The organism is Streptomyces sp. CRN 30 (assembly GCF_034105845.1).
In genome coordinates this window covers 14,724-38,401 of sequence record NZ_JAVRHI010000130.1, presented here as the reverse complement: position 1 = coordinate 38,401, position 23,678 = coordinate 14,724, and the positions used below count along the sequence as shown (strand labels likewise).

Here is a 23,678-nt window from a genome sequence, read left to right as displayed (position 1 = left end):
TGCTCCGCCCAGATCACCTTGCCCTCGGGCAGGAAGCGCGTGCCCCAGCGCTGCGTGAACTGGGAGATCAGGAACAGGCCCCGGCCGCCCTCGTCGGTGGTGCGGGGGTGGCGGAGGTGGGGTGCGGTGGCGCCGCCGTCGAAGACCTCGCAGATCAGCGTGCGGTCCAGGATGAGCCGGAGGCGGATGGGTCCGGTGGCGTGCCGGATCGCGTTGGTGACCAGTTCGCTGACCACCAGTTCGGTGGTGAACGCCAGGTCGTCCAGGCCCCAGGTGCCGAGCTGCCGCGTCGCCGTCCTTCGGGCCTGCGCCACGAGGGCCGGGTCGGCCGGCAGGTCCCAGTCGGCGACCCGGTCGGGCGCGAGCCTTCGGGTGCGGGCCAGGAGCAGCACCACGTCGTCGCTCGGCCGGGCCGGGACCAGGGTGTCGACCACGGCCTGCGAGCGGGTGTCGAGGGAAGGACCGGAGGGCCGCTCCAGGGCCCGGCCCAGCAGCGCCGGGGAGGCTCCGGCCAGCAGGCCGTCGGTGTGCAGGGCGAGCACCGTACCGGGCGGCAGGTGCAGGGTCAGGGACGCGAAGGGCGGGCCGTCCACCCCGAGCGGCGGCCCGACGGGCAGCTCGTCCGCGAAGCGGACCGTGCCCTCCGGGTCGACCAGCGCGGGGGGCGGGTGCCCGGCGGCGGCCATCACGCACGCGCCCGATATCGGGTCGTGGACCACGTACAGACAGCGCGCCCCGACCGTCAGGTCGCCCTGGAAGGGTTCCGCGCCCTCCTGCCGGGCGGACTGGGCGACCAGGTCGTCCAGGTGGGCGAGGATCTCCTCCGGTGGCAGGTCGAGGTCGGCGAGGGTGCGTACGGCGGTGCGCAGCCGGCCCATCGCGGCGGCGCCGTCGATGCCGTGGCCCGCGACCTCGCCGACGACGAGGGCGACGCGGGCGCCGGGGAGCGGTATGACGTCGTACCAGTCGCCGCCGAGACCGGTCAGTTCGTCGGCGGGGCGGTAGCAGGCGGCGACGTCCGCGGCGCCCTGCTCGGGCAGCCGGCGCGGCAGGAGGCTGCGTTGCAGGACGAGGGCCGCGTTGCGTTCGCGGGTGTAGCGGCGGGCGTTGTCGACGCAGACGGCGGCGCGGGCCACGAGCTCCTCGGCGAGGCTCAGGTCGTCCTCGTCGAAGGGCTCGGGACGGTTCTCGCCGCGGAAGAACGTGGTGATGCCGAGCGTGATGCCGCGCGCCCGGACCGGCACGATCAGCACGCTGTGCAGGCCGAGCTGGAGGAAGGTGGCGCGCCGGCCGCCGGGCCGGGTGTCCGACCACTCCGTGGCCGAGGGGTCGAGCCGGAACCGGCACCACGGCACCCCTTCGGCCAGGGTGCGCACGGGAGGCGTACCCGGCAGGTAGGTGGCCAGGGCGCCGGCCTCGACGACGGCCTCGGGCGCGCCCTCGTGCACCGACCGCTGCCCGGCGCGCCGCAGCGGCACCGCGTCCGCGCCCCGGACCGGTCCGGGCTCGGCGCCCGACAGCACGGAGTCGAGCAGGTCGACGGCGACGTAGTCGGCGAGTCCGGACACGGCCACGTCGGCCAGTTCCTGGGCGGTGCGGGCGACGTCGAGGGTACGGCCGATCTGTTCGCCGGCCCGGTCCAGGAGGGCGATCCGCATCCGGGCGCGGTGGCGCTCGGAGACGTCGGTGACCGTGTAGTACACGCCGAGGGGGTTGCCCTCGTCGTCGTCGAGCCGGGTGAAGGACTGCGTGTGGGCCGTCTCGCGGTGCGGCGCCGACCGCACCCGGCCGACGTGCTCGAGGTCGACGACGGGCTCGCCGGTCTTGAGGACGTGGCGCATCCGCTCCTCGAGCCGCTCGGTGTCCAGTCCGGGCTGCACCTCGGCGAGCCGGCGGCCGATCCGCTCGTGCGCGGGGCCCCCGCCGAACTTCTCCAGCGCGGCGTTCGACCACACGAACCGCAGCTCGGTGTCGAGGATCGCCATGCCGACGGGCGACCGTACGACCATGCTCTCCAGCACGTCGCGGCTCATGTCCCAGCCGGGCGCGTCACCCATGTCGGACAGCAGGACGACCCACTGGGCGGCCCCGCCGGCCGGCGCCGGTCTCCGCTCCCGGTCGGGACGCGGTCCCCGGTCCGCCTCCGCGGGCCAGGCGCCCCACAGGGGCACGGCCCGGACCATCAGCCGCACCCGCCAGCCCCCGCGGTGGCGGGCGTGGAGCACGCCGGTCCAGCCGCCCCGGCCGCGGTGGTCCCCGGCGAGCGGGGCGATCCGGCCGGCGTCCTCGGGTACCAGGAGCGTGCCGAAGTTCCTGCCGAGCACCTCCGCGGCCGGGTGGCCGAGGATGCGCTCGGCGTCCCGGGTCCAGCTCGTCACCGTTCCGCGCGCGTCGAGCAGCAGCGGCGCGGCGTCGGCCACGTCGAACCGCTGCCGGGCGGCCTCGCCGCCCCCACTGCCCCTGTCGGTCCCCACGGCGACCCCCTCTGCTCCGAGACGCCTTCCGGACCCATTATTCACCGGGGGTGATCACCGACCGGTCGTTTTGTGACCGAGACGATGCACGATTCGATGAAGAGGCGTGCCGTGGGGGATCAGCAGCAGAACGGAATCAGCAGTCGCGGAACTCCGGTGACTGGTTGAGGAGCTGCGAGCGCACCGAGGTGAAGCGGGTGTACGTCTCACCGCCGCGTGCCTCGGGCGGGAAGACGGCGACCCGGTGGCAGTTCTGGAAGGCGAGGGCGACACCGAAGTGGCGCTCCAGGCTGCCCCTGATCGCGTCGCTGGAGAGGGCCCGCAGCAGCTGGCCGCGCTCCTTCTCGGACGGCGGCGGGGTCCGGTTGTCGGCGAACGGGGCGGTGCCGTACCGCAGTTCACCCGCCAGCGAGGCGATCAGGTCGTAGGCGTAGGGCAGGGACGTACGGACCGTGTCCACGAAATCCTGCTCCCGCACCTCGCCCTTCTCGGCCTCGGCGAGCAACTGCGGGGAGACGTCGAGCGACATGAGCGGTGCTTCCTGTTCTGTCGGGTCATCGGGCGTGTTCTCAGGAGCGGACCGGCCGGTGCCGTGCATGCCGTGCGGGACACCGGCCGGGGTCGAGGGCCGGCTCAGCCGGCGGCCGTGCGGGACCCGGCGGCGGCGAGCGCCGCGGGGCCGTGCCGGAAGGCGGGGTCGACCTGGGCGGCGAGGTCCTGCCCGGTGGCCTCGTTCGCCCAGGCGGAGGCGTTGCGCAGGTGGAAGGCGACGGCGTGCCGCTGGAAGGTGTCCCAGTCCTTGGCGCGCGCGTCGACGGCCGTGCGCAACTGCCGCAGCGCCAGGGCGTTCTGAGGTTCCAGGTCACCCGTGGCACGGCCCTGCTCCCGGGCGCGGACGAAGGGGGACTGCGCGCAGTACGCCAGCAGGTCGTCGCCGACGTGGTGCTTGAGGAAGAGCAGGTCGTCCTCGCCGGTGATCTTGTTGCCGACGACCGCGACCGGGACGCCGAACCCGGCGGCGTGCTCCCGGTACTGGCGGTGGACGGAGACGCTCTTCAAGGTCGGCTCGACGACGAGGAAGGTCATGTCGAAGCGGGTGAACAGACCGGAGGCGAACGCGTCGGCGCCGGCCGTCATGTCGACGACGACGTACTCGCCGGCCCCGTCCACCAGGTGGTTCAGATACAGCTCCACCGCGCCGAGCTTGGAGTGGTAGCACGCCACCCCGAGGTCGCTCTCGTCGAAGGCGCCGGTCACCATCAACGGCACCCCGCCGACTCGCCGGACGTGCCGGGAGTGGATCTCGTCGTCGCCGAGCAGCCGCAGCAGCCGTGACCCGCTCCCCGCCGGCGTCGTCTTGACCATGGCGTCCCGCGAGGCGATCCGCGGATTCGTACCGCGCAGGTAGTCCTTGATCTCGCCGGTGCGCGCGCTCAGCGGCGGCGCGGCGAGCGCGTCGTCCTCGTCGAGCCCGAGGGCGTACGCGAGGTGCTGGTTGATGTCGCCGTCGATCGCGACGACGGGCGCGCCCGAGGCCGCCAGATGACGGGAGAAGAGCGCGGACAGGGTCGTCTTGCCGCTGCCGCCCTTGCCGACGAAGGCCACGCGCATGGCTGAACCACCTGCTTCGACTGGTGAGTTGGGGCGCCGCTCACGCTACATGGAAATGGTTCCCATTACGAAACGGCGCGCCCGCCAGTCCGAGCGGGACTGCTGTTCAAGTTTGACTAGTCCGACAGGAGGGCATGCCACGAGGACCGGACCGACAGGAGACCACCATGACCGTGATGCAGCTGCCCGAGACGGGCCACGCCCCGACCGAGGAGGACCGCGCGAGCCTGGACGCCTGGTTCGCGGAGTACGACGCGCACAGCGCGCGGCGGGACGTCGAGCGCATGGCCGACCTGGCGGTGTTCCCGCTCAACCTGGTCAGCGACGACGCGGCGGGCGACGGCCGCGCCGCCCAGTGGGACCGGGCGCGGTTCGTCGAGGTGATGACGCGGGTCATGCAGGGCGGGGACGAGGAGGCGAAGGAGGGGAACGGCGAGGACATCACCTTCGAGTCCACCCGTACGCCCGTCTTCCTGTCGCCCGCCATGGCCGTGGTCTTCACCGACTCGACGACGACGACGGCCGACGGCCACTCCCAGCGGCTCCGGTACGCCGACGTGCTCGTCCGGCGGGACGGGAGGTGGGCGTTCCAGACCATGCTCCAGGGCGGCTGGGGCGATCAGCTGTAGGTGAGTGATCGGCCGCTCCGGTACGTACTCCCTGCGGGAGGGCGCGAGGAACACGGAGACGGAGTGGCACGGTGCCGAACGAGCAGCGACTGAAGCGCGGGGTCCTGGCCGCCGCCTGCCTGGCGTTCCTGCCGGCGGCCACGGGGTGTGGCGGTCCGCCCCCGGAGTCCGGTGGTGCCCGGGAGGCGTCGGACGTCACCGTGGTGGCCCCCGCGCGGATCGAGGTCATCGCCTCGCTGACCGGGTGCGAGGCGGAGATCCGCGTCGAGGCGGACGAACTGCGCGAGGGTGTGTGCCGGACCGCGGAGGGTGACTACCTGATCACGACCTTCCCCGCGGAGGAGTACAAGCTCACCTGGCTCGACACCGCGTCCGTCTACGGGGGCAGGTATCTCGTGGGACCGCGCTGGGCCATCACCGCGAAGCCGGAGCTGCTGGAAGGACTGCGGAAGAAGGTGGGCGGCACGGTCCGCGACCTGGGCGCCTCCCGGGGCACCGCCCCGGGGACGCCGTCGCCCTCCTCCTGAGCGGCACGACCGCGGGACGCCGCCGGCCGTGCCGCTCGTACGTCCCGGGTCAGTGCTCCATGGCCCTGCGCACCGCGTCCTTCGTCCGGTCCATCAACGCGGCGACCGGCCCGAGGGCGACGTTGGCGGCCGCGGACTCGACCCCCGGGTGCGGGCGGGTGGGCGCCATGGCCTCGGCCGCCTTCAAACCCTTCGCCATGGTGGCGAGCCGGGCGGCGTCGGCGCTGCGGCGCAGATGGGTGAACTCGTAGCGCTCCTCCGCCCGGGCGTGGGACTGGACGTCCGTGCGCAGGGTCAGCAGCCGGGGCAGGAACTCCGGGTCCTCGGTGTCCATGGCGTCCATCGCGGCCAGGGTCTCCTTGGCCGCGCGCTCCTCGGCCAGCCGGTCCTCGACGATCCCCTCGCCGCCGGGGAAGGCGCGCCGGGCGAAGGGGTGCACGACCTCCTCCTCCGCCGTCTCGTGCACGGCCAGTAGCCGTACCAGGCGGTGGAAGGCCTCCTTGCGGGTCTCGCCGGTGGACTGCTCGACCTCGTCGAAGAGGTTGCGGATGTCGCCGTGCTGCCGCATCAGCAGGTCCACCACGTCGTCGTCCGGTGCCCGGTCGTCACCGGCCTGCGGGGTGCGGATGTCGCTCACGGTGCCTCCCTCACTTCTCGCGCAGGGCGGGGTCGGGGTGCTCGCCCTCGGTCACCAGGCGGTACTCACGGCCGAACATCTCCTGGTGCTGGGCCATGACGCGCTCGCTGGGCGGCTCCTCGCCGCCGTGGATCGCGGCCTGCATCTGCTCGAAGCGCTCGTGCGCCTCGCGTACGTAACCGGCGCCCAGGGTGGTGAGATCGATCTGGGTGTCGAGGAGCTCGCGCAGATAGGCCTTGTTCGGCTCGAAGGTGAGCACGTTGGGCAGCTGCGGGGCGACGATCTCCTCCGGGTCGCGGCCTTCGTTGGCGCGCAGCAGCTCGCAGGCGGTGTGCAGGTGCTCCAGCTCCATGTTGAGGTGCAGCTCCCAGATGGCCTTCACCTTGGGGTCGGACTCCTGCTCCATGAAGGAGTGGTACAGGTAGCACTCGTTGTACTCGTGGTTGACGAGCTGCTCCCACCACGACTCCCCCTGGTCGACGAGCGACTCGTAGTGGGTGACGTGCTCCTCCTCGATGAGCCCGATCTCCTGGTACAGCTGGCGGGCGATCGGCTCCATGTACGTGGGGCCGGTGTTCATGTAGAAGTTCATGGTCTGCTGCTCGCTGGACATGATCGTCAGCGCGTGCAGCTTGGAGAGCGGGTCGACGCGCGTCCGGTCGTAGGGGTCACGCACGTTGTCGACCGGGTCGCGGTGGTGGAACTTCGTGGGCCGGCCCGGCATGACCTCGGTGAGCTGGTCGACGATCGACTCGGCCTTGCGGTGCTCGATCATCTCGTACAGGTTCGCGTACCGGTAGAGGTGGTCGAAGTCCTCCAGCACGCCGAACTGGTACGCCTGCTTCAGGTACGGGTCCGGCTCCATCCGGGCCACCCAGGCGGTCAGGTCGACGGCGACCTGCTCGTAGGCGATCGTCGTCTCCAGCACCGACGAGGTGCCCGGCAGCAGCCAGTTGACCACCTTCTGCTGCTGGGCCTCGATGTACCGGGTCCGCGCGAGCTGCCGCTTGATCTCGGGGTCGAGGGTGTGCCTGGCCAGCTGGTGGCTGAACAGGATCGCCTCCACCTCGATGCCGTTCATCGTGATGATGCGGCACCGGGTGTAGGGGTCACAGTGGTCCGGATCGATGGGATCGACGTCGAGCTCGCGCCAGTTGCGCAGCTGCCGGTCGAGCGGGATGCCCCGCTGTTGCAGGGGGTTGAACGTCATGGGACTTCCTCCTGGGTGCCGTGTGGAGTGCCGTGGACGTACCCGGCCGGGTCCCCCCGCTCAGCCGGATCGACAGTGCTGTTCCGGCCGCTTCTCCCTGACGCCCCCGTCTCAACGGGGCAGCGTGGACAGCGCCGCTCCCACCGCGACCGCGCAGACGAGCACGGCAGACGCGCAGGCCGCGTGGCGTCTCAGCAGGCCGCGCCGCAGGGTGGCGTAGCGGGCCTCGTACTCGCCGCGCAGCTCCCGCGCCCGCGCGATCGTGGCGCGCAGCAGCTCGCGGGTGAGGTCGAGGCGCTGTTCGGTGTAGTGCCGGGTGACGTCCTCGGCCTGCGCGCCGGTCAGCCACGGCAGCCGGGCGCACAGGGCCTGGGCCTCGCGCCGTGCCCGGTCCAGTTCGGCCCGGGCGAGGAGGTGGCCCTCGACCTCGTTGACGAGCACGGTGGCCTGGTCGGCGGGCGAGGGACCGTACCGGTCGCGTACGGTCAGGGGCTCGCCCCCCGATACGGTCAGGGGCTCGCCCCCGGGCGGTTCGCCGGACCGGTCGCCGTGGGGCGGTACGGGCCGGTGACCGGTCATGACTCGTTTCTCCGGTGTCCGGTGAAGTCGACACCGGTTCCGTCGTGCCGGTCGACGTTCTCCGCCATGTCCATCTGCGCCACGGCCGGCCAGTGCAGGTCGAAGGCGGGCGACTCCGAGCGGATGCGCGGCACGACGCAGAAGTTGTGGCGCGGCGGGGGGCAGAGGGTGGCCCATTCAAGGGACCGTCCGTAGCCCCAGGGGTCGTCGACCTCGATCTTCCTGCCGTACTTGGCGGTCTTCCACACGTTGTAGAGGAACGGCAGTGTGGACGCGCCGAGCAGGAAGGAGCCGATGGTGGAGACGGTGTTGAGCGCGGTGAACCCGTCGGCGGCCAGGTAGTCCGCGTACCGCCGCGGCATGCCCTCGGCGCCGAGCCAGTGCTGCACCAGGAAGGTGGTGTGGAAGCCGACGAACAGCGTCCAGAAGTGGATCTTCCCCAGGCGTTCGTCGAGCATCGTGCCGGTCAGCTTCGGCCACCAGAAGTGGAAGCCGGCGAACATCGCGAAGACCACCGTGCCGAAGACCACGTAGTGGAAGTGCGCCACGACGAAGTAGGTGTCCGTGACGTGCCAGTCCATCGGCGGCGAGGCCAGGATGACGCCGGTCAGGCCACCGAAGAGGAAGGTGATCAGGAAGCCCCAGGCCCACAGCATCGGGGTCTCGAAGGACAGGGCGCCCTTCCACATGGTGCCGATCCAGTTGAAGAACTTCACCCCGGTGGGCACCGCGATCAGGAAGGACATGAAGGAGAAGAACGGCAGCAGCACCCCGCCGGTGGCGAACATGTGGTGGGCCCACACGGTCGCGGAGAGCCCGGTGATGGCGATGGTGGCGCCCACCAGGCCCATGTAGCCGAAGATCGGCTTGCGGGCGAAGACCGGGATGACCTCGCTGACGATGCCGAAGAACGGCAGCGCCAGGATGTAGACCTCCGGATGGCCGAAGAACCAGAACAGGTGCTGCCACAGCAGCGGGCCGCCGTTCTCCGGGGCGAAGATGTGGGCGCCGAACTTGCGGTCCACCTCCAGCGCGAACAGGGCCGCGGCCAGCACCGGGAAGGCCAGCAGTACGAGCACCGAGGTCAGCAGCACGTTCCAGGTGAAGATCGGCAGGCGGAACATGGTCATGCCGGGGGCGCGCATACAGATGATCGTGGTGATGAAGTTGACGCCGCCGAGGATGGTGCCGAATCCGGACATGCCAAGGCCCATGATCCACAGATCACCGCCGACGTAAGGGGTGTGCTCCCCGTGGCTGAGCGGGGGGTAGGCGGTCCAGCCGAAGTCGGCGGCGCCCTGGGGGGTGAGGTAGCTGATCAGCACGATCAGGCTGCCGAACAGGAACAGCCAGTACGCGAACATGTTCAGCCGGGGGAAGGCGACGTCCGGGGCGCCGATCTGCAGCGGCATGATCGCGTTGGCGAAGCCGGCGAAGCTCGGGGTGGCGAACAGCAGCAGCATCACCGTGCCGTGCATGGTGAACGACTGGTTGTACTGCTCGTTGGAGAGGATCTGCAGCCCGGGCCGGGCCAGCTCCGCCCGGATCAGCAGCGCCAGCGCGCCGCCGAACAGGAAGAAGACGAACGAGGTGGCCAGGTACAGGTTGCCGATCTTCTTGTGGTCCGTCGTCGTCAGCCAGTCGACCACGACGCGGCCCCTGCCGCGGGGTCCCTCGACCGGCACCAGCGTGACCGGCTCCGTTTGTGCAGCCATCAACTTCCCTCATCGTTCGTAGGTCGACAAGAAGCCAGTTAACGCACTAAACCGCCACTTGACGCGTCAAAGATTAAGGAAAACGGCAAACGGTGCACGCCTATCCACCGGACGGGTCTCCGTGTCGGGCGCCGGGCGACCGGGGCGGGGTGCGCGGGACGGCGGGACCGGAACCACGCGTCACGATCGCCCGAAAGGGGGAGGGTGAGCGGCCCGGAAGGGCGACCTGGCCGCCGCCGTCACCCCGCGCGCGGAAGTCGCCGCCGACCAGTGGAACCCGCCGTCCGGCCTGGTCCGGGGAGTCCGACGCCCCGGTGAGCACCGCGCTGCGCGACCGCGTCCACGCCTCGCCGAAGAAGCAGTTCGGGAAGTGGATGTCCGCCATGGGGGACAACGGCGTGGGCCACAACGCCTGGCCCTACACGCACGTGCAGGTCAACGTCGTCGGCTGGGCGGTCAAGAACCGCTCGACCCTCCGGTGGACCGACGGCTCCGTCGACATCCACGCCGACGTCCTCGACAGCGGCGGCGCGCCCCAGTGCGCGAGGTCGGCCACACCTTCGGCCTGGACGACTTCTACGACTGGTCGCCCACCGGCCGGTGCTGCTTCCTGATGAAGGCGGGCAGCGCGACGAGCATCACCGAGTTCGACAAGTGGATGCTGCGCGACTTCTGGCGGCACCCGAAGCCGCGGTACGGGCCGTAGGGAGGCCACCCCGCGCCCCCTTCCAGGGGCGCGGGGAACTGCGCGACCAGCCACGACGGACCAGCAGCCGACGTACGGCGTACCGGGCGTCCGCAGATGTCAGGTCACCGGGCGGAGGTGGAGGCGGCCGCCTCCACCACCGCCTCCGAACCCACCGTCCCGGCGGCGCCCACCCGCGGGCGCGGGATGAACGCGGCGACGGCGAACGCGAGGAGGGCGGCGCCGGCGCCGATCGCCAGCACCGTGCGGAAGCCGTTCTGCGAGGGCAGCGCCACGGCGCCGAAGGACGTGGTCATCTGGGCGAGGATCACGCCGGCGACCGCGCTCGCGGTCGAGGTGCCGATGGACCGCATCAGCGTGTTGAAGCTGTTCGCGGCGGCCGTCTCGGACGCGGGCACGGCCCCCATGATGAGCGCGGGCATCGAGCCGTACGTGAAGCCGATGCCGGCGCCGATGACACAGGAGACCAGGACGAAGTGCCAGACCTCCGCCATCAGCAGGATGTTCAGCCCGTACCCGGCCGCCACGATCAGGGCGCCGATCATCAGGGTCACCTTGGGGCCCCTGGCCTTGGTGACGGCGGCGGAGACCGGGGCGGTGGCCATCATGACCAGGCCGGACGGGGCCATGACCAGACCGGCCGCCAGCAGCGACTGCCCCAGACCGTAACCGGTCGCCTCGGGCAACTGCAGGAGCTGCGGGATGACGAGGGACATCGCGAACATCGAGAAGCCGACGGCGATCGAGGCCAGGTTGGTGACCAGCACCTGACGGCGCGCCGTGGCCCGCAGGTCCACCAGGGGCTCCGCCACGCGCAGCTCCCACCGGCCCCACACCAGCAGGACGACGACGGCCGCGGCGAACAGGCCGAGCGTCGTGCCGCTGGTCCAGCCCCAGTCGGCGCCCTTCGAGACGGCCAGCAGCAGACACACCAGCGCGGCCGACAGCCCGAGGCCGCCGAGGAAGTCGAAGCGCCCGCCGGAGCGCACCCGGGACTCCGGTACGAACAGGGGCACGAGGACGAGGGCGACGGCGCCGAGGCCCGCGGAGGCCCAGAACAGCATGTGCCAGTCGAAGTTGTCGGCGATCAGCGCGGCGGCGGGCAGACCGAGGGCGCCGCCGACCCCGAGCGAGGCGCTCATCAGCGCGGTCGCGGAGCCGAGCCGTTCGGCGGGCAGTTCGTCACGCATGATGCTGATGCCGAGCGGGATGACACCGGAGGCGAGGCCCTGCAGGACACGCCCGACGATCATCGGGGTCAGGCTGTCGCTGAGCGCGGCCGTGACCGAGCCCGCCACCAGCATGACCAGGCTGACCAGGAGCATGCGGCGCTTGCCGTACATGTCTCCGAGGCGGCCCGTCATCGGTGTGGCGACGGCGGCGGCGAGCAGGGTGGCGGTGACGGCCCAGGCGGTGTCCGAAGCCGGTGCGTCCAGCAGCGTCGGCAGCTCCGGAACGATCGGTATCACCAGGGTCTGCATCAGCGAGACCACGATGCCGCCGAAGGCCAGCACCGCGACGACGGTGTTCGCCCGCGGCGCCGCGGGCCCGCCGTCGGGGGCGGGGGCGGTACGGGGAACGGGAGGGGGCATGAGCCGGGCCTTTCGTAGGACGTCGACGGGGGATGCCGGTCGGCGGGTGGTGGGTGCCGGGCGCCGTGGCGGGTGCCCGCGGCGCGGCAGACTGAATGTAGGTTGGATTGATTGACTTAAGCAAGCGGAATCCCGCGCGCCGGGCCGCGGGGCGCCGGGTACGGCACGCCGGACCGTCGGCGGTCCCGAGCCGCCAGGTACGGCGCGGACAGGGCAGGCTTTTCCGTGACCGCGCGTACAGACCGCCTGTACAGACCGCTCGTACAGACCGTCCGTACAGACCGTCCGTACAGACCGCACAGCCGACCAGAGAGCCGACGTCATGACCGAGCAACTGACCGTGAGCGTCCTGGGCACCGGGATCATGGGTGCCGCGATGGCCCGCAACCTCGCCCGGGCCGGACACGCCGTCCGCGCCTGGAACCGCACCCGCGACCGGGCCGAACCCCTGGCCGCCGAGGGCGTCCGGGTCGCCGCCACGCCCGAGGAGGCCGTGCGCGGCGCCGATGTGATCCTCACCATGCTGTACGACGGGGCGGCCGTGCTGGAGGTGATGCGGGAGGCCGCGCCCGCCCTCGGCCCCGGTACGGCGTGGGTGCAGTCCACGACCGCGAGCCTCGAGGCGGTCGCCGAACTGGCCGGCCTCGCCCGCGAGCACGGACTGGCCTTCTACGACGCGCCCGTGCTGGGCACCCGGCAGCCCGCCGAGGCCGGCGAGCTGCTGGTCCTCGCCGCGGGCCCGGTCGAGCCCCGTCCGCAGGTGACACCGGTCCTCGACGCGGTCGGTTCGCGCACGGTGTGGACCGGCCGGGACGGCGCCGGTGCCGCCGCCACCCGGCTCAAGCTCGTCGCCAACAGCTGGGTCCTCGCGGCCACCAGCGCCACCGGCGAGGTCCTGGCCCTGGCGCAGGCCCTCGGCGTGGACCCGCAGGACTTCTTCGCCGCCATCGCGGGCGGCCCGCTCGACATGGGCTACCTGCGCGCCAAGGCCGGCCTCGTCCTCGAGGACCGCCTGTCCCCGCCCAGCTTCGCGGTGCGCACCGCCGAGAAGGACGCCCGTCTGATCGTCGAGGCCGGCCGCGCCCACGGGATCCGCCTCGACCTCGCGGAGGCGAGCGCGGAGCGCCTGGCCCGGGCCGCGGCGCAGGGCCACGGTGACGAGGACATGGCGGCGGCGTACTTCGCGAGCTTCGAGGAGGACGGGAAGCCCGCCGGCTCCTCGTGACCCGTCTTGCCGCTCCCTCCTCCCGCTCCACGTGACGCGGAGCGGCGCGCGTCACGAGGAGGGGTTGCAGGGGGAGGCACGCACACCCGGTCGGCGTTTGCCCCGAGTGGGTTTCCGCTTCGCACGTGTTCGCTTAGCCTGCAGCGACGTGCGCCGCGCGGCGCCGCGGCTGCGGGTGCGTGCGACACAGGCCCTCGATCCCCGGGCCCGGCCGGTCACCGGCGGGCCCGCGCGACCACCCCGGGAGTGACCACCCATCGCCGCCGAGCCGCTCACCGCCACCCAGTCCGTAGGCACCCCTGCCCCCGCCGCCGCAGGGAGACCGGTCTCCACAGCCGCGGGGAGACCGGCCTCCGCCGCGGAGCCGCCGGCCCCGCGTGCGCGGGGCGAGTACCGGTACGACATCGACCTCATCCGCGTACTGGCCGCGTTCGGTGTCGTCCTGTGCCACGCCGCGGGCCGGCTCCTGACGGCCGTGGGCCGGGACCCCTCGGGCGGTGCGCCCGTCTACTGGGCCGGGATCGTCGGGGACGCGCTGAGCCGGTGCGCCGTGCCGCTGTTCTTCGCGATCGCCGGCTGGGTCGTGCTCTCCGGGGCGCCGCCCCGGGACGGCGGGCAGGTCCGCAGGCGGCTGACGCGCATCGTGATGCCGATGGCCGTGTGGACGGCCGTCTACCTCCTGTGGGACCTGGTGCAGGGCGCGGACGCCGGCCGCACGGGGCAGCTCGCGTGGGAGTCGCTGTTCGGCCGTGTGATGCCCGCCTTCCACCTCTGGTACCTGTACGCCTACGTACCGGTGATCCTGCTGCTGTCGGTGATCCTCCTGGTGCGGGACGGCAAGCGGCCCTGGGGCGCCGGCGCGCTCCTCCTGGGACTGGCCCTCGCACCGTCCCTCCTGGGGGACCTCGCCGAGCAACTCGACCTCTCCCTCCCCCCGTTCGCCTGGCGGTTCAGCGCCTACCAGGTCGCGTACGCGATCGCCGGAGCCGTCCTGCTGTCGCTGCCGCGCTCCGCGGTCGCCGGCCGGCGGCGCCGGCTGCTGTGGCTGGCCGGCGGGCTGTGCGCGTGGGGCGCGGTGGCCGTGTACGAGTACCAGGTGAGCTACCCGAGCCCGTACGCGGCGGTCGTGGTGGCCCTGCTGGCGGGAACCCTGCTGATGGCCCTCAACCGCGTCCGGGTGCCCGAGCGGTTCCGTCCGCTGCTGGGCAGGCTCGCCGGGGTCTCCTTCGGTGCCTATCTGGTGCACCTGCTGTTCCTGGAGGTCCTCGCCCCGCACGTGGTGTCGGCGGACGCGGGCGGGCCGGCCGCCGCGGGCACGCTCGTCGTGCTGACGCTGGCCACGGTGGTGCTGTCGTTCGCCGCCGCCCTGGGGTGGACGCGGCTGGGGCTGTCCCGCTGGCTGGGCTGAGACGGCGACGGCGGTCACCGCTGCCCGAGGTGACATGGGTCACGGGAGAATGCCGTACGCCGCCGCAAGGCCGCGGGCAGCGCCTGACCCGAAGTGGGGCGGAGGCCCGGTGGACGATTCCACCGGGCCTCCGCCTCGTTGTGCACCCGGCCCGGCCGGGACGTGCCACAGGCTCTCAGCCGGTCTGTGACGGCGACGGCGGGGTCTGCTTGATGCCGTCGACGACGGCCCGCTTCATGACGGCACTGGTGAAGGTCACCGTACCGGGCTCGATCAGGCCGTCCACCCCGCTGTTCTTCCGCACCTGCACGATGCGCGAACCCAGGAAGACATGCGTCTTCTCGTCGAAGATCCATTCCTCGCGTTGCCCGCTGGCCTCGTCCAGCCGGGCCACCGCCACCCCGCGCCGCCCCGCCGCGTCCTCCGCGTCCGGTACGACGACGACACCGGGAATCTTCGCGGCGGTCCGGAACAGGGCCGAGTACAGCCCCGCCGGCGGGTAGCTCTCGCCGAGCAGGTCGCCGATGGTGCTGAACGCCTGCTGGTCGGGGGAGTTGCCCTGGCCCTCGGTCTCCTCGTAGATGAGGGCGAGCAGTTTGTCGGGGTCGGTGGTCAGCTGCGCCAGGTAGTCGTACGAGGGGTTGTTGAGCCCGGCGACCGGGGTGTTGCCCTGCTCGTCCGGCAGGCTCAGGGTCTCCCCCTCGGGGCTGTCGTTGACGGCGGGGTCGATCAGCCAGCCCTCGGTGCCGTCGGGTGACATCCAGACCTGGCGGCGGTGCAGTGCGTGGCCGGCCACCGTGGTCTCGTCGTCGACGGTCCGCAGGAAGGTGTCGGCCGTCATGGACTCGACGTAGAGGTACTGGCCGGGCCCGACGGCCGGGTGCGGCGCCTCGGCGGCCGCCAGCGAGATCTCGTCGAGCAGCCGCGGCACCCCCTCGGTGGTCGCGGTCCCGACCCGGGTGGTCAGGACCGGCCCGGTGGCGACGCCGCCGTCCCCGGCCCCGCCACCACCGCCGGCCAGCACCACGCCGACGACGACCGCCGTGGCCAGGGCGGCGGCGATGGCGGGCAGGGCGACCGCCGGACGCGGCAGTCGCAGCCGCCGCGCCGTGCGCGGGGCCGGGGCCGCCGTGCGTTCTCCCTGCCGCACGTCCTGGACCTGCTGCATGTCATGGATACGGGCCATCAGACGCTCCTTGTGGAACTCGTGGCGGCCCGCCGGCAGGTCGCGCGCCGTCCGGGACAGCAGCTGTGCGCCGTCCTCCCGCGCGGCGGCCGGACTCTGCCGGGACGTGTTCGCGTTCATCGGTTTCCTCCCTGCGCGGGCCGGATCACGTGGGTGTGATCACCTCTTCTCTGTCGGCGCGGACGGCCGCCTTCCCGTTCTCCGCCCACTTTCCCGAACGGTGCCTCCGGCGCTGCCGGGCGGGCCGGTTCCTCCTCGGCGGCGAGCGCCCGCAGCTTCCTGCGGGCCCGGGAGAGGCGGGACGCGACGGTGCCCTCCGGGATGCCGAGGGCCTCCGCCGCGGCCGCGTAGTCCAGGCCCTCTCCCAGGCAGAGCGCCACGACCTCGCGCTCCGGCCTGCGCAGCGAGGCGAGCGCGGTGAGGGCCGTGGCCAGCCGCCGCCGGTCGTCGACCCGGTCGGCCACCTCCTCGGCATGGTCGGGCACCGACAGCTCGGCCGCCGCGGCGGCCGTGGCCGCGGCCCGGTACCGCCGGTTGCTCCGGTACTGGTTGCGCGCGGTGTTGGTGGCGATGCCCAGGAGCCAGGGCCGCAGAGAACCGCCCTCGGGGTCGACCCGGTCGCGCAGCCGCCACGCCTCCAGGAACGTCGCGGCCATGACGTCCTCGGCCGTCGACCAGTCGGCGGTCAGCCGGAAGGCATGGTTGTAGACCGCGCGTGCGCAACTGTCGAAAAGCTCCGCGAACGCGCTCGATTCCCCGGCCCGGACCCGGGTTCGCATATGAGTGCTCACCTTCATGAGCTGTCCGACACCGCCGACCGGCTTCCCGTGACCTGCGCCACTTCGCCCCGGGCAGTCACTCCTCCCTGCGCATCACCAGCCGCCCCTGGCGGAACCGTTCCTGCGGGCCCGGCTCACGCAGCATCCGGCCGACCTCGACGAACCCGGCCTCGCGGGCCTGCCCCGCCAGCTCGTCGATCGGCCACCGGTAGGCGGTCGTCACCTTGTGGTCGAACGCCGTCACCGGCTCGCCCTCCGCCTCGAAGAACCCGAGCAGGAGGTGGCCGCCGGGCGCGAGCACCCGCCCGAACTCCGCGAGGTACCCGGGCACTTCCCGGGGTGGCACATGAATGAGCGAGTACCAGGACACGACGCCCCGCAGCGCACCGTCCTCCAGGTCCAGGGCGCCCATGTCGCCGACCGCGAACCGCAGGTCCGGGTAGGCCTCGCGGGCGAGTCCGACCATCACCGGCGACAGGTCGACGCCGAAGACGTCCAGCCCCAGGTCCCGCAGGTGCGCCGTCACCGGCCCGGGACCGCACCCCAGCTCGGCGACGGGACCGGCATCGGCATCGGCATCGGCATCGGCACCGGCACCGGAGCCCCGCACCAGCTCGGCGAAGGCGGCGAGGACCGCGCGGTCCAGGGGAAGGGTGTCGAGCACGTCACGGAACAGGTCCGCGTAGAGGACGGCGACGGCGTCGTAGGCCTCGGCTGTCGCACGGAGGTGCGAGGAGAGTCCGGTCATGAGCGAGGAGACTAGGGCCTGTTGCGAAAGTCCCGCCTGCCGGGCGACGCCATGCACGCACTCTCGCCGCACCGGGCCCAGACCCGAGTACATCCAGTACGAGGATCTGGGCCCGGCACGGCGAGAGCACGCACCTGACGCCGCCCGGCCCGCCCTTCGGGCGGACGACGGGACTTTCGCAACAGGCCCTAGGGCCCGGCCGGCAGAAATCGCCGGTCAGGAGCAATCCTTCCGCCTCCCAGGACCGGATTTCCTATGTGATGCATGACGAGAGGTGCCCCGGCGCCGCCGTTCGCGTGGCGCCGGGTGCGGTTCCGCGGTGCGGTGGTACGGCTTGCCACACGCGACCGTGTTCGCCGGCCGCCTCGCTCGGACAAGGACGGAATTGGTGGAAGAACCCGTGTTCATCGGCCGGGCCCCGGCGCGGCAACCGGACCTGCAGTCCCTGATGCGGGCGGTGGCCTGCGGGGACGGCGACGCCTTCGCGTCCCTGTACGACGCCGCCGTGGCCCCCGTGCTGGGCGTGGTCCGCGCGGTGCTGCGCGATGTGGCGCAGTCGGAGGAGGTCGCCCAGGAGGTGCTGGTGGAGGTGTGGCGCACCGCACCCCGGTACCGGCCCGAGCGCGGCACCGTCATGAACTGGGTGCTCACCCTCGCCCACCGGCGGGCCGTCGACCGGGTCCGTTCGGTGGAGGCGGCGACGGCCCGGGACCACAAGGCGGCGCTGCTGGACCGGGTGCCCGAGTACGACGAGGTGACCGAGCAGGTCGAGCACCGGCTGGAACGTGAGCAGGTACGCCGCTGCCTGCGGGCGCTCACGGAGCTGCAACGCCAGTCCGTCACGCTCGCCTACTACCGGGGGCTCACCTACCGCGAGGTGGCCGCCCAGTTGTCCGTTCCGCTGGGAACGGTGAAAACCCGTCTGCGCGACGGGCTGATCCGGTTGCGTGACTGCCTGGGAGTGAGCGCATGACCGCCGACGCCGACCTGCACACCCTCACCGGCGCCTACGCCCTGCACGCCCTGTCGGACGAGGAACGCGCCCGCTTCACCCGGCACTTGAGCGCCTGCCGGCCGTGCGCCCAGGAGGTGGCCGAGTTCACCGCCACCACCGCGAAGCTCGCGGCGGCCGTCGCGGTGACCCCGCGCCCCGACATGAAGCGGGACGTCCTGCGGCGGGCCGCGACGGTCCGGCAGGTCTCACCGCACACCCGCGCGCCCCGGCCGGCCGGGACGTTCCGGCGGAGGATGCCCCGGCTGGTGGCGGCCGCCTGCCTCGCACTGGCCGTCGGGCTGGGCGGCGTCACCGTGGGGGAGCACCGCCGGGCCGAGGACACCGCGACCGAGGCACGGCGGGCACGGCAGGCGACGGACGAGCTGATCGCCGTACTCGGCGCGCCCGACGCCGTCACCCGGCGCGTCCCGCTCGACGGCGGGGCCGACGCCTCACTCGTCCTCTCCGCCGCCCGCGACAAGGCCCTCCTGGTGGCCTCCGGCATGTCCGCGCCGCCGCGCGGCAAGGTCTACCAGCTCTGGTACGACGTGGACGGCACCATGCGGCCGGCGGGCCTGATGGACGCGCACCGCACCACCCAGGCGGTCCTGCTGACCGGTTCCCCGAACTCCGCCTCGGCCGTGGGCATCACGGTGGAACCGGCGGGAGGTTCGGCCCGCCCCACCACCGCGCCCCTGGCGCTGGTGACGCTGCCGGCCTGAGACCCGAAGCCGCGGACCGATCCCGAAAAATATCGAAGTAGCGGGATCGCGGGCCAATCCGGTGGTCGTCGGGGGCCGGATTACCCACGTGAGGGACAAAGGACAGGAGACGCGGAAGCCGGGGCGGGCGGCACGGCTCGGCCTCGGCGCGCTGAGCGGTCTGCCGGCCGGGTGCGCGGCGCTCGCGGTCGCCGAACTGGCCGCGGTGGCGGTCCGTCCCGAGGCCGGCCCGGTGATCGCGGTCGGCGGCGCGGCCGTCGACCGTACGCCGGGCGCGGTGAAGGACTGGGCGATCCGCACCTTCGGCACGAACGACAAGCTCGCCCTCCAGCTCGGCATCCTCGTCGTGCTGGCGCTGTTCGCCCTGGCTCTCGGCGTGCTCGCCCTGCGGCACCGGCGGGCCGGTGCCGCAGGGGTCCTGCTCTTCGGCGCGGTCGGCGCCGTGGCGGCCACCGGCCGACCCGACTCCCCGGGCGTCACCGACGCCCTGCCCTCCGTCCTGGGAGCGGTCGCCGGGTCCGTACTCCTGTACTTCCTCGCCGGGCGGCTGCCGGCGCCGCACCGCGCGTCGGCAGGGTCGCCGGAGGGGCCGGGACGGGGCTGGGACCGGCGCGGATTCGTGCGGGCGGCGACCGCGGCCGCCGCGGCCTCGGCGGCAGCCGGCACGCTCGGCCGGGTCCTGAACGGTGCCGGCGGCCGGGACGCGATCGCCTCGCGCGACGACCTGGATCTGCCGCCCGCGGACTCACCCGCCCCGGCCGTACCCAGAGGTGCACAGGCCCGCGTCCCGGGCGTCAGCCCGTTCCTCACCCCGAACAAGGACTTCTACCGGGTGGACACCGCGCTGGTGGTGCCCAAGGTGGATGCCACGGCCTGGCGGCTGCGCATCCACGGCCCGGGCGTGCGCGGCCCCCGCGTCCTGTCCTTCGCCGACCTGCTGCGGCGGGAGCTGATCGAACGGGACATCACGCTCACCTGCGTCTCCAACGAGGTCGGCGGCCCCTACGTGGGCAACGCCCGCTGGATCGGCGTACGCCTGGCCGACCTGCTGGCCGACTGCGGTGTCGTGCCGCCCTCCCGGGGCGGCCCTGCCGACCAGCTCGTCGCCCGCTCCGTGGACGGCATGACCATCGGCACTCCCGTCGAGGACGTCATGGACGGCCGCGACGCCCTGCTCGCCGTCGGCATGAACGGCGAGCCCCTCCCCTTCGACCACGGCTTTCCCGTCCGGATGGTCGTCCCCGGCCTGTACGGGTACGTCTCCGCCTGCAAGTGGATCGAGAGCCTCGAACTGACCACCTTCGACGCCTACGACGCCTACTGGGTCGAGCGCGACTGGGCCCGCGAGGCACCGGTCAAGACACAGTCCAGGATCGACACCCCCAAGCCCTTCGCCCGGCCGAAGGCGGGCACCGTCATGGTGGCCGGCGTCGCCTGGGCCCAGCAGCGCGGTATCGACAAGGTCGAGATCCGGATCGACGACGGCCCCTGGCAGGAGGCGACCCTCGCCGCCGAGGACAGCCGCGACACCTGGCGCCAGTGGTCCTACGCGTGGCAGGCCACCAAGGGCGGCCACCTCCTCACCGTGCGCGCCACGGACCGCACCGGCGGGACACAGACCGAAAAACGCACGCGGACCGTCCCCGACGGCGCCGACGGGTGGCACTCCGTCGCGGTGACCGTCGAGTGACCCGCGCCCCTCAGAACACCTTCCCCCTTCAGGCGGCAACCGCCGCGCTCGTCCACTTGTCTAACAGGAGACACATGATGCAGACCCGTATCCGCCGAATCGCCCTGACCGCTGCCGCGGCGGCCGTCCTCCCGCTCGCGCTCAGCGCGTGTTCCGACAATGGCGCAGACCCGGCCACGTCGGACTCCGGCAACACGGCGTCGGCCCCCGCCGCGGAGTCCGGCGACACCGCGGCCGGCTCCGGCAGCGGTGACTCCGCCGACTCCGCCATGAGCGGGCCGTTCGGACCCGCCTGCTCCTCCGTGCCGCAGGACGGCGCGGGCTCCTTCGACGGCATGGCCCAGGACCCGGTCGCCACCGCCGCCTCCAACAACCCGGCCCTGTCCACCCTGGTCACCGCCGTGCAGAAGGCCGGCCTGGTCGACACCCTCAACAACGCCGAGAACATCACCGTGTTCGCGCCGACCAACGACGCTTTCGCCAAGATCCCGAAGGCCGACCTGGACAAGGTCCTCAACGACAAGGCCCAGCTCACCAAGATCCTGACCTACCACGTCGTGGGGCAGAAGCTGGCCCCCGCCGACCTGGACGACGGCTCGTACGACACCCTGGAGAAGTCGAAGCTCAGGACGTCCGGCTCGGGCGAGGAGTACACCGTCAACGACTCCGCCAAGGTGGTCTGCGGCAACGTCAGGACCGCGAACGCCACCGTCTACATCATCGACAGCGTCCTGATGCCCGAGAGCTGACGGCGTGGGCCTCGCGGGTCCGGCGGGCCACCGGCCTGCCGGACCCGCGGAAGCCCTACCGGGCCTTCTCCATGGAGCGGCTGCCGAGAAACGAACTTGCGAACGAGGCCGCGAGGTGGAGGAGCGTCCTGCCGGCGTCCCCGAACGGTCCACGGCCGACGGTGCCTCACTCGCACCTGGAACAATGACGATCAGTCACAGCGGGGTGGCGCGATCGGTTGCGCACCGTTCTTGCCGCGGCTGGGGCAGACGGTGCTCGGCGACGGTGCTCGGCGACGGTGTGACTGAGGGCGGCGATGCCGTCGGAAGACGGGCTGAGGGTACGGAGTACTGCTGTTCATGCGGTTTCGGAAGAGCGCTGTCATCGCGGTTGAGCGGGACCACCGCACCGCTCCGGCGGGCGATCTCTTCCGCGAAGCACATCCTGTCAGGGGCCGACCGCCGTGCTTCCCGGAGCGGTCGGCGCTCGGTCCTGGCACACTTGCCGGGTTCTGGGCCGTACCACTGGAGTGCCTGGCCGGTGACGCCGGCGATGCACTCGAAGTCCCGGTCACGGTGGAGGAGGGTCAGCCCCTGCAACTCCGCCGTGGCGGCCACCACGAGGTCGACAGGTCCGGCGCTGCGGCGCTGTCCGCGCTGGGTGAGCAGCTCTTGGACCTGCCAGGCGCGGTCATAGGCGCGGTCGTCGACCGGTACCCACCCGAAGAGCAGGCGCATGTCCTCGAAGCCTTGTGCGCGGTCGGCGGCGGAGCGCGCGCTGCAGAAGAACTCCAGCTCGGTGATGGGGCACGTGGCGATGAGTCCGGCAGCCACGGCCCGGTCCCATCCGTACTGCTCGGCGTCGCCGCGCAGCAGGCGGGCGAGCGCGCTGGTGTCGATCAGAAACTGCGCGGCGTTCACCGGCGGTAATTTGCCTTGTCCTCGAAGAGGTCGAGATCGAAGGCGCCCCCTTCGGCCGCCGCCCGCAGGCGGGTGAGCGCCAGGGCGCGCCGCCGGTTCTCCAGCACCTCGCGCAGGGCGGTGTTCACCGTCTCCTTCTTGGTACTGGTGCCGAGGGCCTTGGCCACATCCGCGACCAGCTGGTCATCAAGGTCGATCACGGTGCGGGTCATCGATAACACCTCCTGAGACATATCGTGACGCATCAATTACATACGCCGCCTCAACCCACTCCGAGTGTTAACCCACGTGCATCCTGAAGTGGCAGGCCGTGTTGGCCCGACGAGGGCGAGAGCCCGGAGAAACATGGACAATCCTGGCTCTTTCTCTTGAGTTCGCTCCTTGTGCGTCATGCGGCGCGGCGGGCGCAGGGTGCTCGCTCGCCGTGTGCGTCGCCGCTTTGAAGTACGCGACCGGCACTGGCATCGCTGACTTGATCCTTTATGCGGGAGGCGCATTCGGTGCGGCAGCCGGACTGTGCTTCGCCGCGGTGGGAGCAGTTACGACGCTCCAGAACTGGGACCGCGACGGGCGATCACCGGAACCAACCGTCTGCATCGGCCGACACGAACCGGCCCACTGGCTCCGGCTGATGGCGGGCCGGGCCGGGCCCACCCGAGGCCGCTGAAGAGCGACACCCGACCCGCTCCGGACAACGAATAAACACCAGGCCACTGACCTGGGGTTTCTCGATGGAGCGCGACTGCACATGGATGCCGATCCCCTGCCCTGCTTCGGAAGATCACAGAATGCTGCTTTTACGCAGCAGACTTCGATCTCCACGACGGGCAGCCTGGTGCGCAAGGTGGCGAGCGCGGCGAGATGCCGAGACTCCAAGAACGAAAGATTTGCCTCTCCAGGTAAAGACCTCACTCCTCAATGTGAGGACCCTGCTGCCCGAGGTGAGGAGGCAGCCCGATGGAGTGGATCACCGCGGGATGCGGCACTGTCGTGGGGCTGTTGATGATCCGCGTGGTGCTCCATCAGGTACGAGCCCTCCTGATGGACGTGGGTGCCGTTGTACACGCGTGGCGTGAGCTTCTGAGCGTGGTGAGGAAATCAGGACCTCCGACCCGGCGTGGTGGTTCATGAGAGCCCTGTTGGCGGGCCGACGCCGGTACGGTCGGCTTGCCGCTGTTTAAGGAAAACCTTAAACTCGTGACGCTGGTGTCGAGGGGAGTCCGTCTTGAGCTGGGCGATCAAGGTCACCGATGAGTACGCGGAGTGGTTCAGGCGGCTGATCAAGGAGGATCTCGGTTCCGCCTCCCAGATCGCCCAGGCCGTTGCCGCCCTACGTGACGCGGGCCCCACCCTGGGGCGTCCCCTCGTGGACCGGCTGAAGGGTTCGGAACTGCACCATCTCAAGGAGCTGAGGCCGGGGTCAGGCGGCCGGTCCGAGATCCGGATCATCTTCGCCTTTGATCCGACCCGTTCAGCCCTGTTACTCCTCGGGGACGACAAGGCAGGGAACTGGGAGCGCTGGTACCGCGACAGCATCCCTCGGGCTGAACAGCTCTACCGCGACTACACCGATGGCACGGAGAACTGAGGAGCAAGC

At 71.9% G+C, this 23,678-nt stretch carries 20 protein-coding genes and 3 pseudogenes; 10 read left to right on the top strand and 13 right to left on the bottom strand.

The features are described 5' to 3' along the window. The 3 genes from UW392_RS12505 to UW392_RS12495 all read right to left on the bottom strand — a co-directional run. Window positions 1-2,474, bottom strand: a 2,474-nt coding sequence (locus UW392_RS12505) for a SpoIIE family protein phosphatase (protein ID WP_320775001.1), incomplete at its 3' end; no start/stop codon positions are given. A gap of 136 nt (window positions 2,475-2,610) precedes the next feature. Further along, window positions 2,611-3,003 (bottom strand): SCO5389 family protein, encoded by a 393-nt coding sequence (locus UW392_RS12500; RefSeq protein ID WP_320775000.1) that lies wholly within the window; start codon window positions 3,001-3,003, stop codon window positions 2,611-2,613. A 104-nt stretch (window positions 3,004-3,107) separates the two neighbouring features. Beyond that, window positions 3,108-4,085 (bottom strand): adenylyl-sulfate kinase, encoded by a 978-nt coding sequence (locus UW392_RS12495; protein ID WP_320774999.1) that lies wholly within the window; start codon window positions 4,083-4,085, stop codon window positions 3,108-3,110. A gap of 173 nt (window positions 4,086-4,258) precedes the next feature. Between UW392_RS12495 and UW392_RS12490 the strand changes: the two genes are divergently transcribed. Then, window positions 4,259-4,714 carry a nuclear transport factor 2 family protein gene (locus UW392_RS12490; protein ID WP_320775005.1) on the top strand — a complete coding sequence of 152 codons (456 nt, stop codon included), beginning with the start codon at window positions 4,259-4,261 and terminating at the stop codon, window positions 4,712-4,714. Window positions 4,715-4,785: 71 nt separating this feature from the next. Further along, the gene (locus tag UW392_RS12485) at window positions 4,786-5,241 is read left to right on the top strand and encodes a hypothetical protein (protein WP_320774998.1); all 456 of its coding nucleotides are present in this window, start codon (window positions 4,786-4,788) and stop codon (window positions 5,239-5,241) included. Between the two features lie 49 nt (window positions 5,242-5,290). Here UW392_RS12485 and UW392_RS12480 read toward each other — a convergent pair whose 3' ends face one another. The 4 genes from UW392_RS12480 to ctaD form a co-directional block, all read right to left on the bottom strand. Further along, window positions 5,291-5,878 (bottom strand): hemerythrin domain-containing protein, encoded by a 588-nt coding sequence (locus UW392_RS12480; RefSeq protein ID WP_320774997.1) that lies wholly within the window; start codon window positions 5,876-5,878, stop codon window positions 5,291-5,293. Window positions 5,879-5,888: 10 nt separating this feature from the next. Further along, window positions 5,889-7,088 (bottom strand): hypothetical protein, encoded by a 1,200-nt coding sequence (locus UW392_RS12475; RefSeq protein ID WP_320774996.1) that lies wholly within the window; start codon window positions 7,086-7,088, stop codon window positions 5,889-5,891. Between the two features lie 111 nt (window positions 7,089-7,199). After that, window positions 7,200-7,667: a hypothetical protein gene (locus UW392_RS12470; RefSeq protein WP_320774995.1), complete on the bottom strand. Its 468-nt coding sequence runs from the start codon at window positions 7,665-7,667 to the stop codon at window positions 7,200-7,202. Beyond that, window positions 7,664-9,382 (bottom strand): cytochrome c oxidase subunit I, encoded by a 1,719-nt coding sequence (gene ctaD / locus UW392_RS12465; RefSeq protein WP_320774994.1) that lies wholly within the window; start codon window positions 9,380-9,382, stop codon window positions 7,664-7,666. The genes UW392_RS12470 and ctaD overlap by 4 nt, the downstream gene beginning before the upstream one ends. Before the next feature lie 299 nt (window positions 9,383-9,681). Between ctaD and UW392_RS12460 the strand changes: the two are divergent. Next, a pseudogene (locus UW392_RS12460) lies at window positions 9,682-10,088 on the top strand (hypothetical protein); the annotation flags it as partial. 104 nt (window positions 10,089-10,192) lie between these two features. Here the strand turns inward: UW392_RS12460 and UW392_RS12455 are convergent. Beyond that, the gene (locus tag UW392_RS12455; RefSeq protein ID WP_320774993.1) at window positions 10,193-11,680 is read right to left on the bottom strand and encodes an MFS transporter; all 1,488 of its coding nucleotides are present in this window, start codon (window positions 11,678-11,680) and stop codon (window positions 10,193-10,195) included. A 286-nt stretch (window positions 11,681-11,966) separates the two neighbouring features. On the opposite strand from UW392_RS12455, the pseudogene UW392_RS12450 reads away from it, so the two are divergent. Next, a pseudogene (locus UW392_RS12450) lies at window positions 11,967-12,905 on the top strand (NAD(P)-dependent oxidoreductase); the annotation flags it as partial. 256 nt (window positions 12,906-13,161) lie between these two features. Further along, entirely contained in the window at window positions 13,162-14,313 is a 1,152-nt protein-coding gene (locus UW392_RS12445) for an acyltransferase (protein ID WP_320775004.1), read from the top strand. Between the two features lie 175 nt (window positions 14,314-14,488). Here UW392_RS12445 and UW392_RS12440 read toward each other — a convergent pair whose 3' ends face one another. From UW392_RS12440 to UW392_RS12430, 3 genes are all read right to left on the bottom strand, one after another. Then, complete coding sequence (locus UW392_RS12440; protein WP_320774992.1) at window positions 14,489-15,619, bottom strand: CU044_5270 family protein; 1,131 nt, start codon at window positions 15,617-15,619, stop codon at window positions 14,489-14,491. Beyond that, window positions 15,616-16,278: a sigma-70 family RNA polymerase sigma factor gene (locus UW392_RS12435; RefSeq protein WP_320774991.1), complete on the bottom strand. Its 663-nt coding sequence runs from the start codon at window positions 16,276-16,278 to the stop codon at window positions 15,616-15,618. The genes UW392_RS12440 and UW392_RS12435 overlap by 4 nt, the downstream gene beginning before the upstream one ends. 76 nt (window positions 16,279-16,354) lie before the next feature. After that, window positions 16,355-17,026, bottom strand: coding sequence for a class I SAM-dependent methyltransferase (locus UW392_RS12430; protein WP_320774990.1), 672 nt, complete (start codon window positions 17,024-17,026; stop codon window positions 16,355-16,357). 388 nt (window positions 17,027-17,414) lie between these two features. On the opposite strand from UW392_RS12430, the gene UW392_RS12425 reads away from it, so the two are divergent. The 4 genes from UW392_RS12425 to UW392_RS12410 all read left to right on the top strand — a co-directional run bounded on the left by UW392_RS12425 (window position 17,415) and on the right by UW392_RS12410 (window position 21,181). Next, on the top strand, window positions 17,415-17,999 hold the full coding sequence (locus tag UW392_RS12425; RefSeq protein ID WP_320774989.1) for a sigma-70 family RNA polymerase sigma factor: 585 nt from the start codon (window positions 17,415-17,417) through the stop codon (window positions 17,997-17,999). Continuing rightward, complete coding sequence (locus UW392_RS12420) at window positions 17,996-18,742, top strand: anti-sigma factor (protein ID WP_320774988.1); 747 nt, start codon at window positions 17,996-17,998, stop codon at window positions 18,740-18,742. Before UW392_RS12425 ends, UW392_RS12420 begins: the two co-directional genes overlap by 4 nt. Window positions 18,743-18,830: 88 nt before the next feature. Then, on the top strand, window positions 18,831-20,432 hold the full coding sequence (locus UW392_RS12415) for a molybdopterin-dependent oxidoreductase (RefSeq protein WP_320774987.1): 1,602 nt from the start codon (window positions 18,831-18,833) through the stop codon (window positions 20,430-20,432). Window positions 20,433-20,509: 77 nt separating this feature from the next. Continuing rightward, window positions 20,510-21,181, top strand: a complete 672-nt coding sequence (locus UW392_RS12410) for a fasciclin domain-containing protein (RefSeq protein WP_320775003.1) — start codon at window positions 20,510-20,512, stop codon at window positions 21,179-21,181. Window positions 21,182-21,661: 480 nt separating this feature from the next. Here UW392_RS12410 and UW392_RS12405 read toward each other — a convergent pair. Next, window positions 21,662-22,081: pseudogene (locus tag UW392_RS12405) on the bottom strand (PIN domain nuclease); the annotation flags it as partial. Continuing rightward, a complete protein-coding gene (locus tag UW392_RS12400) occupies window positions 22,078-22,293 on the bottom strand; it encodes a type II toxin-antitoxin system VapB family antitoxin (protein WP_320774986.1) in 216 nt (71 codons plus the stop codon). The gene UW392_RS12400 and the pseudogene UW392_RS12405, both read right to left, overlap by 4 nt. A gap of 1,013 nt (window positions 22,294-23,306) precedes the next feature. On the opposite strand from UW392_RS12400, the gene UW392_RS12395 reads away from it, so the two are divergent. Then, window positions 23,307-23,669: a type II toxin-antitoxin system RelE/ParE family toxin gene (locus tag UW392_RS12395; protein ID WP_320774985.1), complete on the top strand. Its 363-nt coding sequence runs from the start codon at window positions 23,307-23,309 to the stop codon at window positions 23,667-23,669. Window positions 23,670-23,678 lie beyond the last annotated feature (9 nt).

Excerpts from the sequence above, each read along its gene's own strand:
- UW392_RS12440 (WP_320774992.1), bottom strand. The coding sequence starts at position 15,619 with ATGAACGCGAACACGTCCCGGCAGAGTCCGGCCGCCGCGCGGGAGGAC.
- UW392_RS12410 (WP_320775003.1), top strand. The coding sequence starts at position 20,510 with ATGCAGACCCGTATCCGCCGAATCGCCCTGACCGCTGCCGCGGCGGCC.
- UW392_RS12500 (WP_320775000.1), bottom strand. The coding sequence starts at position 3,003 with ATGTCGCTCGACGTCTCCCCGCAGTTGCTCGCCGAGGCCGAGAAGGGC.
- UW392_RS12430 (WP_320774990.1), bottom strand. The coding sequence starts at position 17,026 with ATGACCGGACTCTCCTCGCACCTCCGTGCGACAGCCGAGGCCTACGAC.
- UW392_RS12435 (WP_320774991.1), bottom strand. The coding sequence starts at position 16,278 with ATGCGAACCCGGGTCCGGGCCGGGGAATCGAGCGCGTTCGCGGAGCTT.
- ctaD (WP_320774994.1), bottom strand. The coding sequence starts at position 9,382 with ATGGCTGCACAAACGGAGCCGGTCACGCTGGTGCCGGTCGAGGGACCC.
- UW392_RS12475 (WP_320774996.1), bottom strand. The coding sequence starts at position 7,088 with ATGACGTTCAACCCCCTGCAACAGCGGGGCATCCCGCTCGACCGGCAG.
- UW392_RS12420 (WP_320774988.1), top strand. The coding sequence starts at position 17,996 with ATGACCGCCGACGCCGACCTGCACACCCTCACCGGCGCCTACGCCCTG.
- UW392_RS12495 (WP_320774999.1), bottom strand. The coding sequence starts at position 4,085 with ATGCGCGTGGCCTTCGTCGGCAAGGGCGGCAGCGGCAAGACGACCCTG.
- UW392_RS12400 (WP_320774986.1), bottom strand. The coding sequence starts at position 22,293 with ATGACCCGCACCGTGATCGACCTTGATGACCAGCTGGTCGCGGATGTG.
- UW392_RS12455 (WP_320774993.1), bottom strand. The coding sequence starts at position 11,680 with ATGCCCCCTCCCGTTCCCCGTACCGCCCCCGCCCCCGACGGCGGGCCC.
- UW392_RS12470 (WP_320774995.1), bottom strand. The coding sequence starts at position 7,667 with ATGACCGGTCACCGGCCCGTACCGCCCCACGGCGACCGGTCCGGCGAA.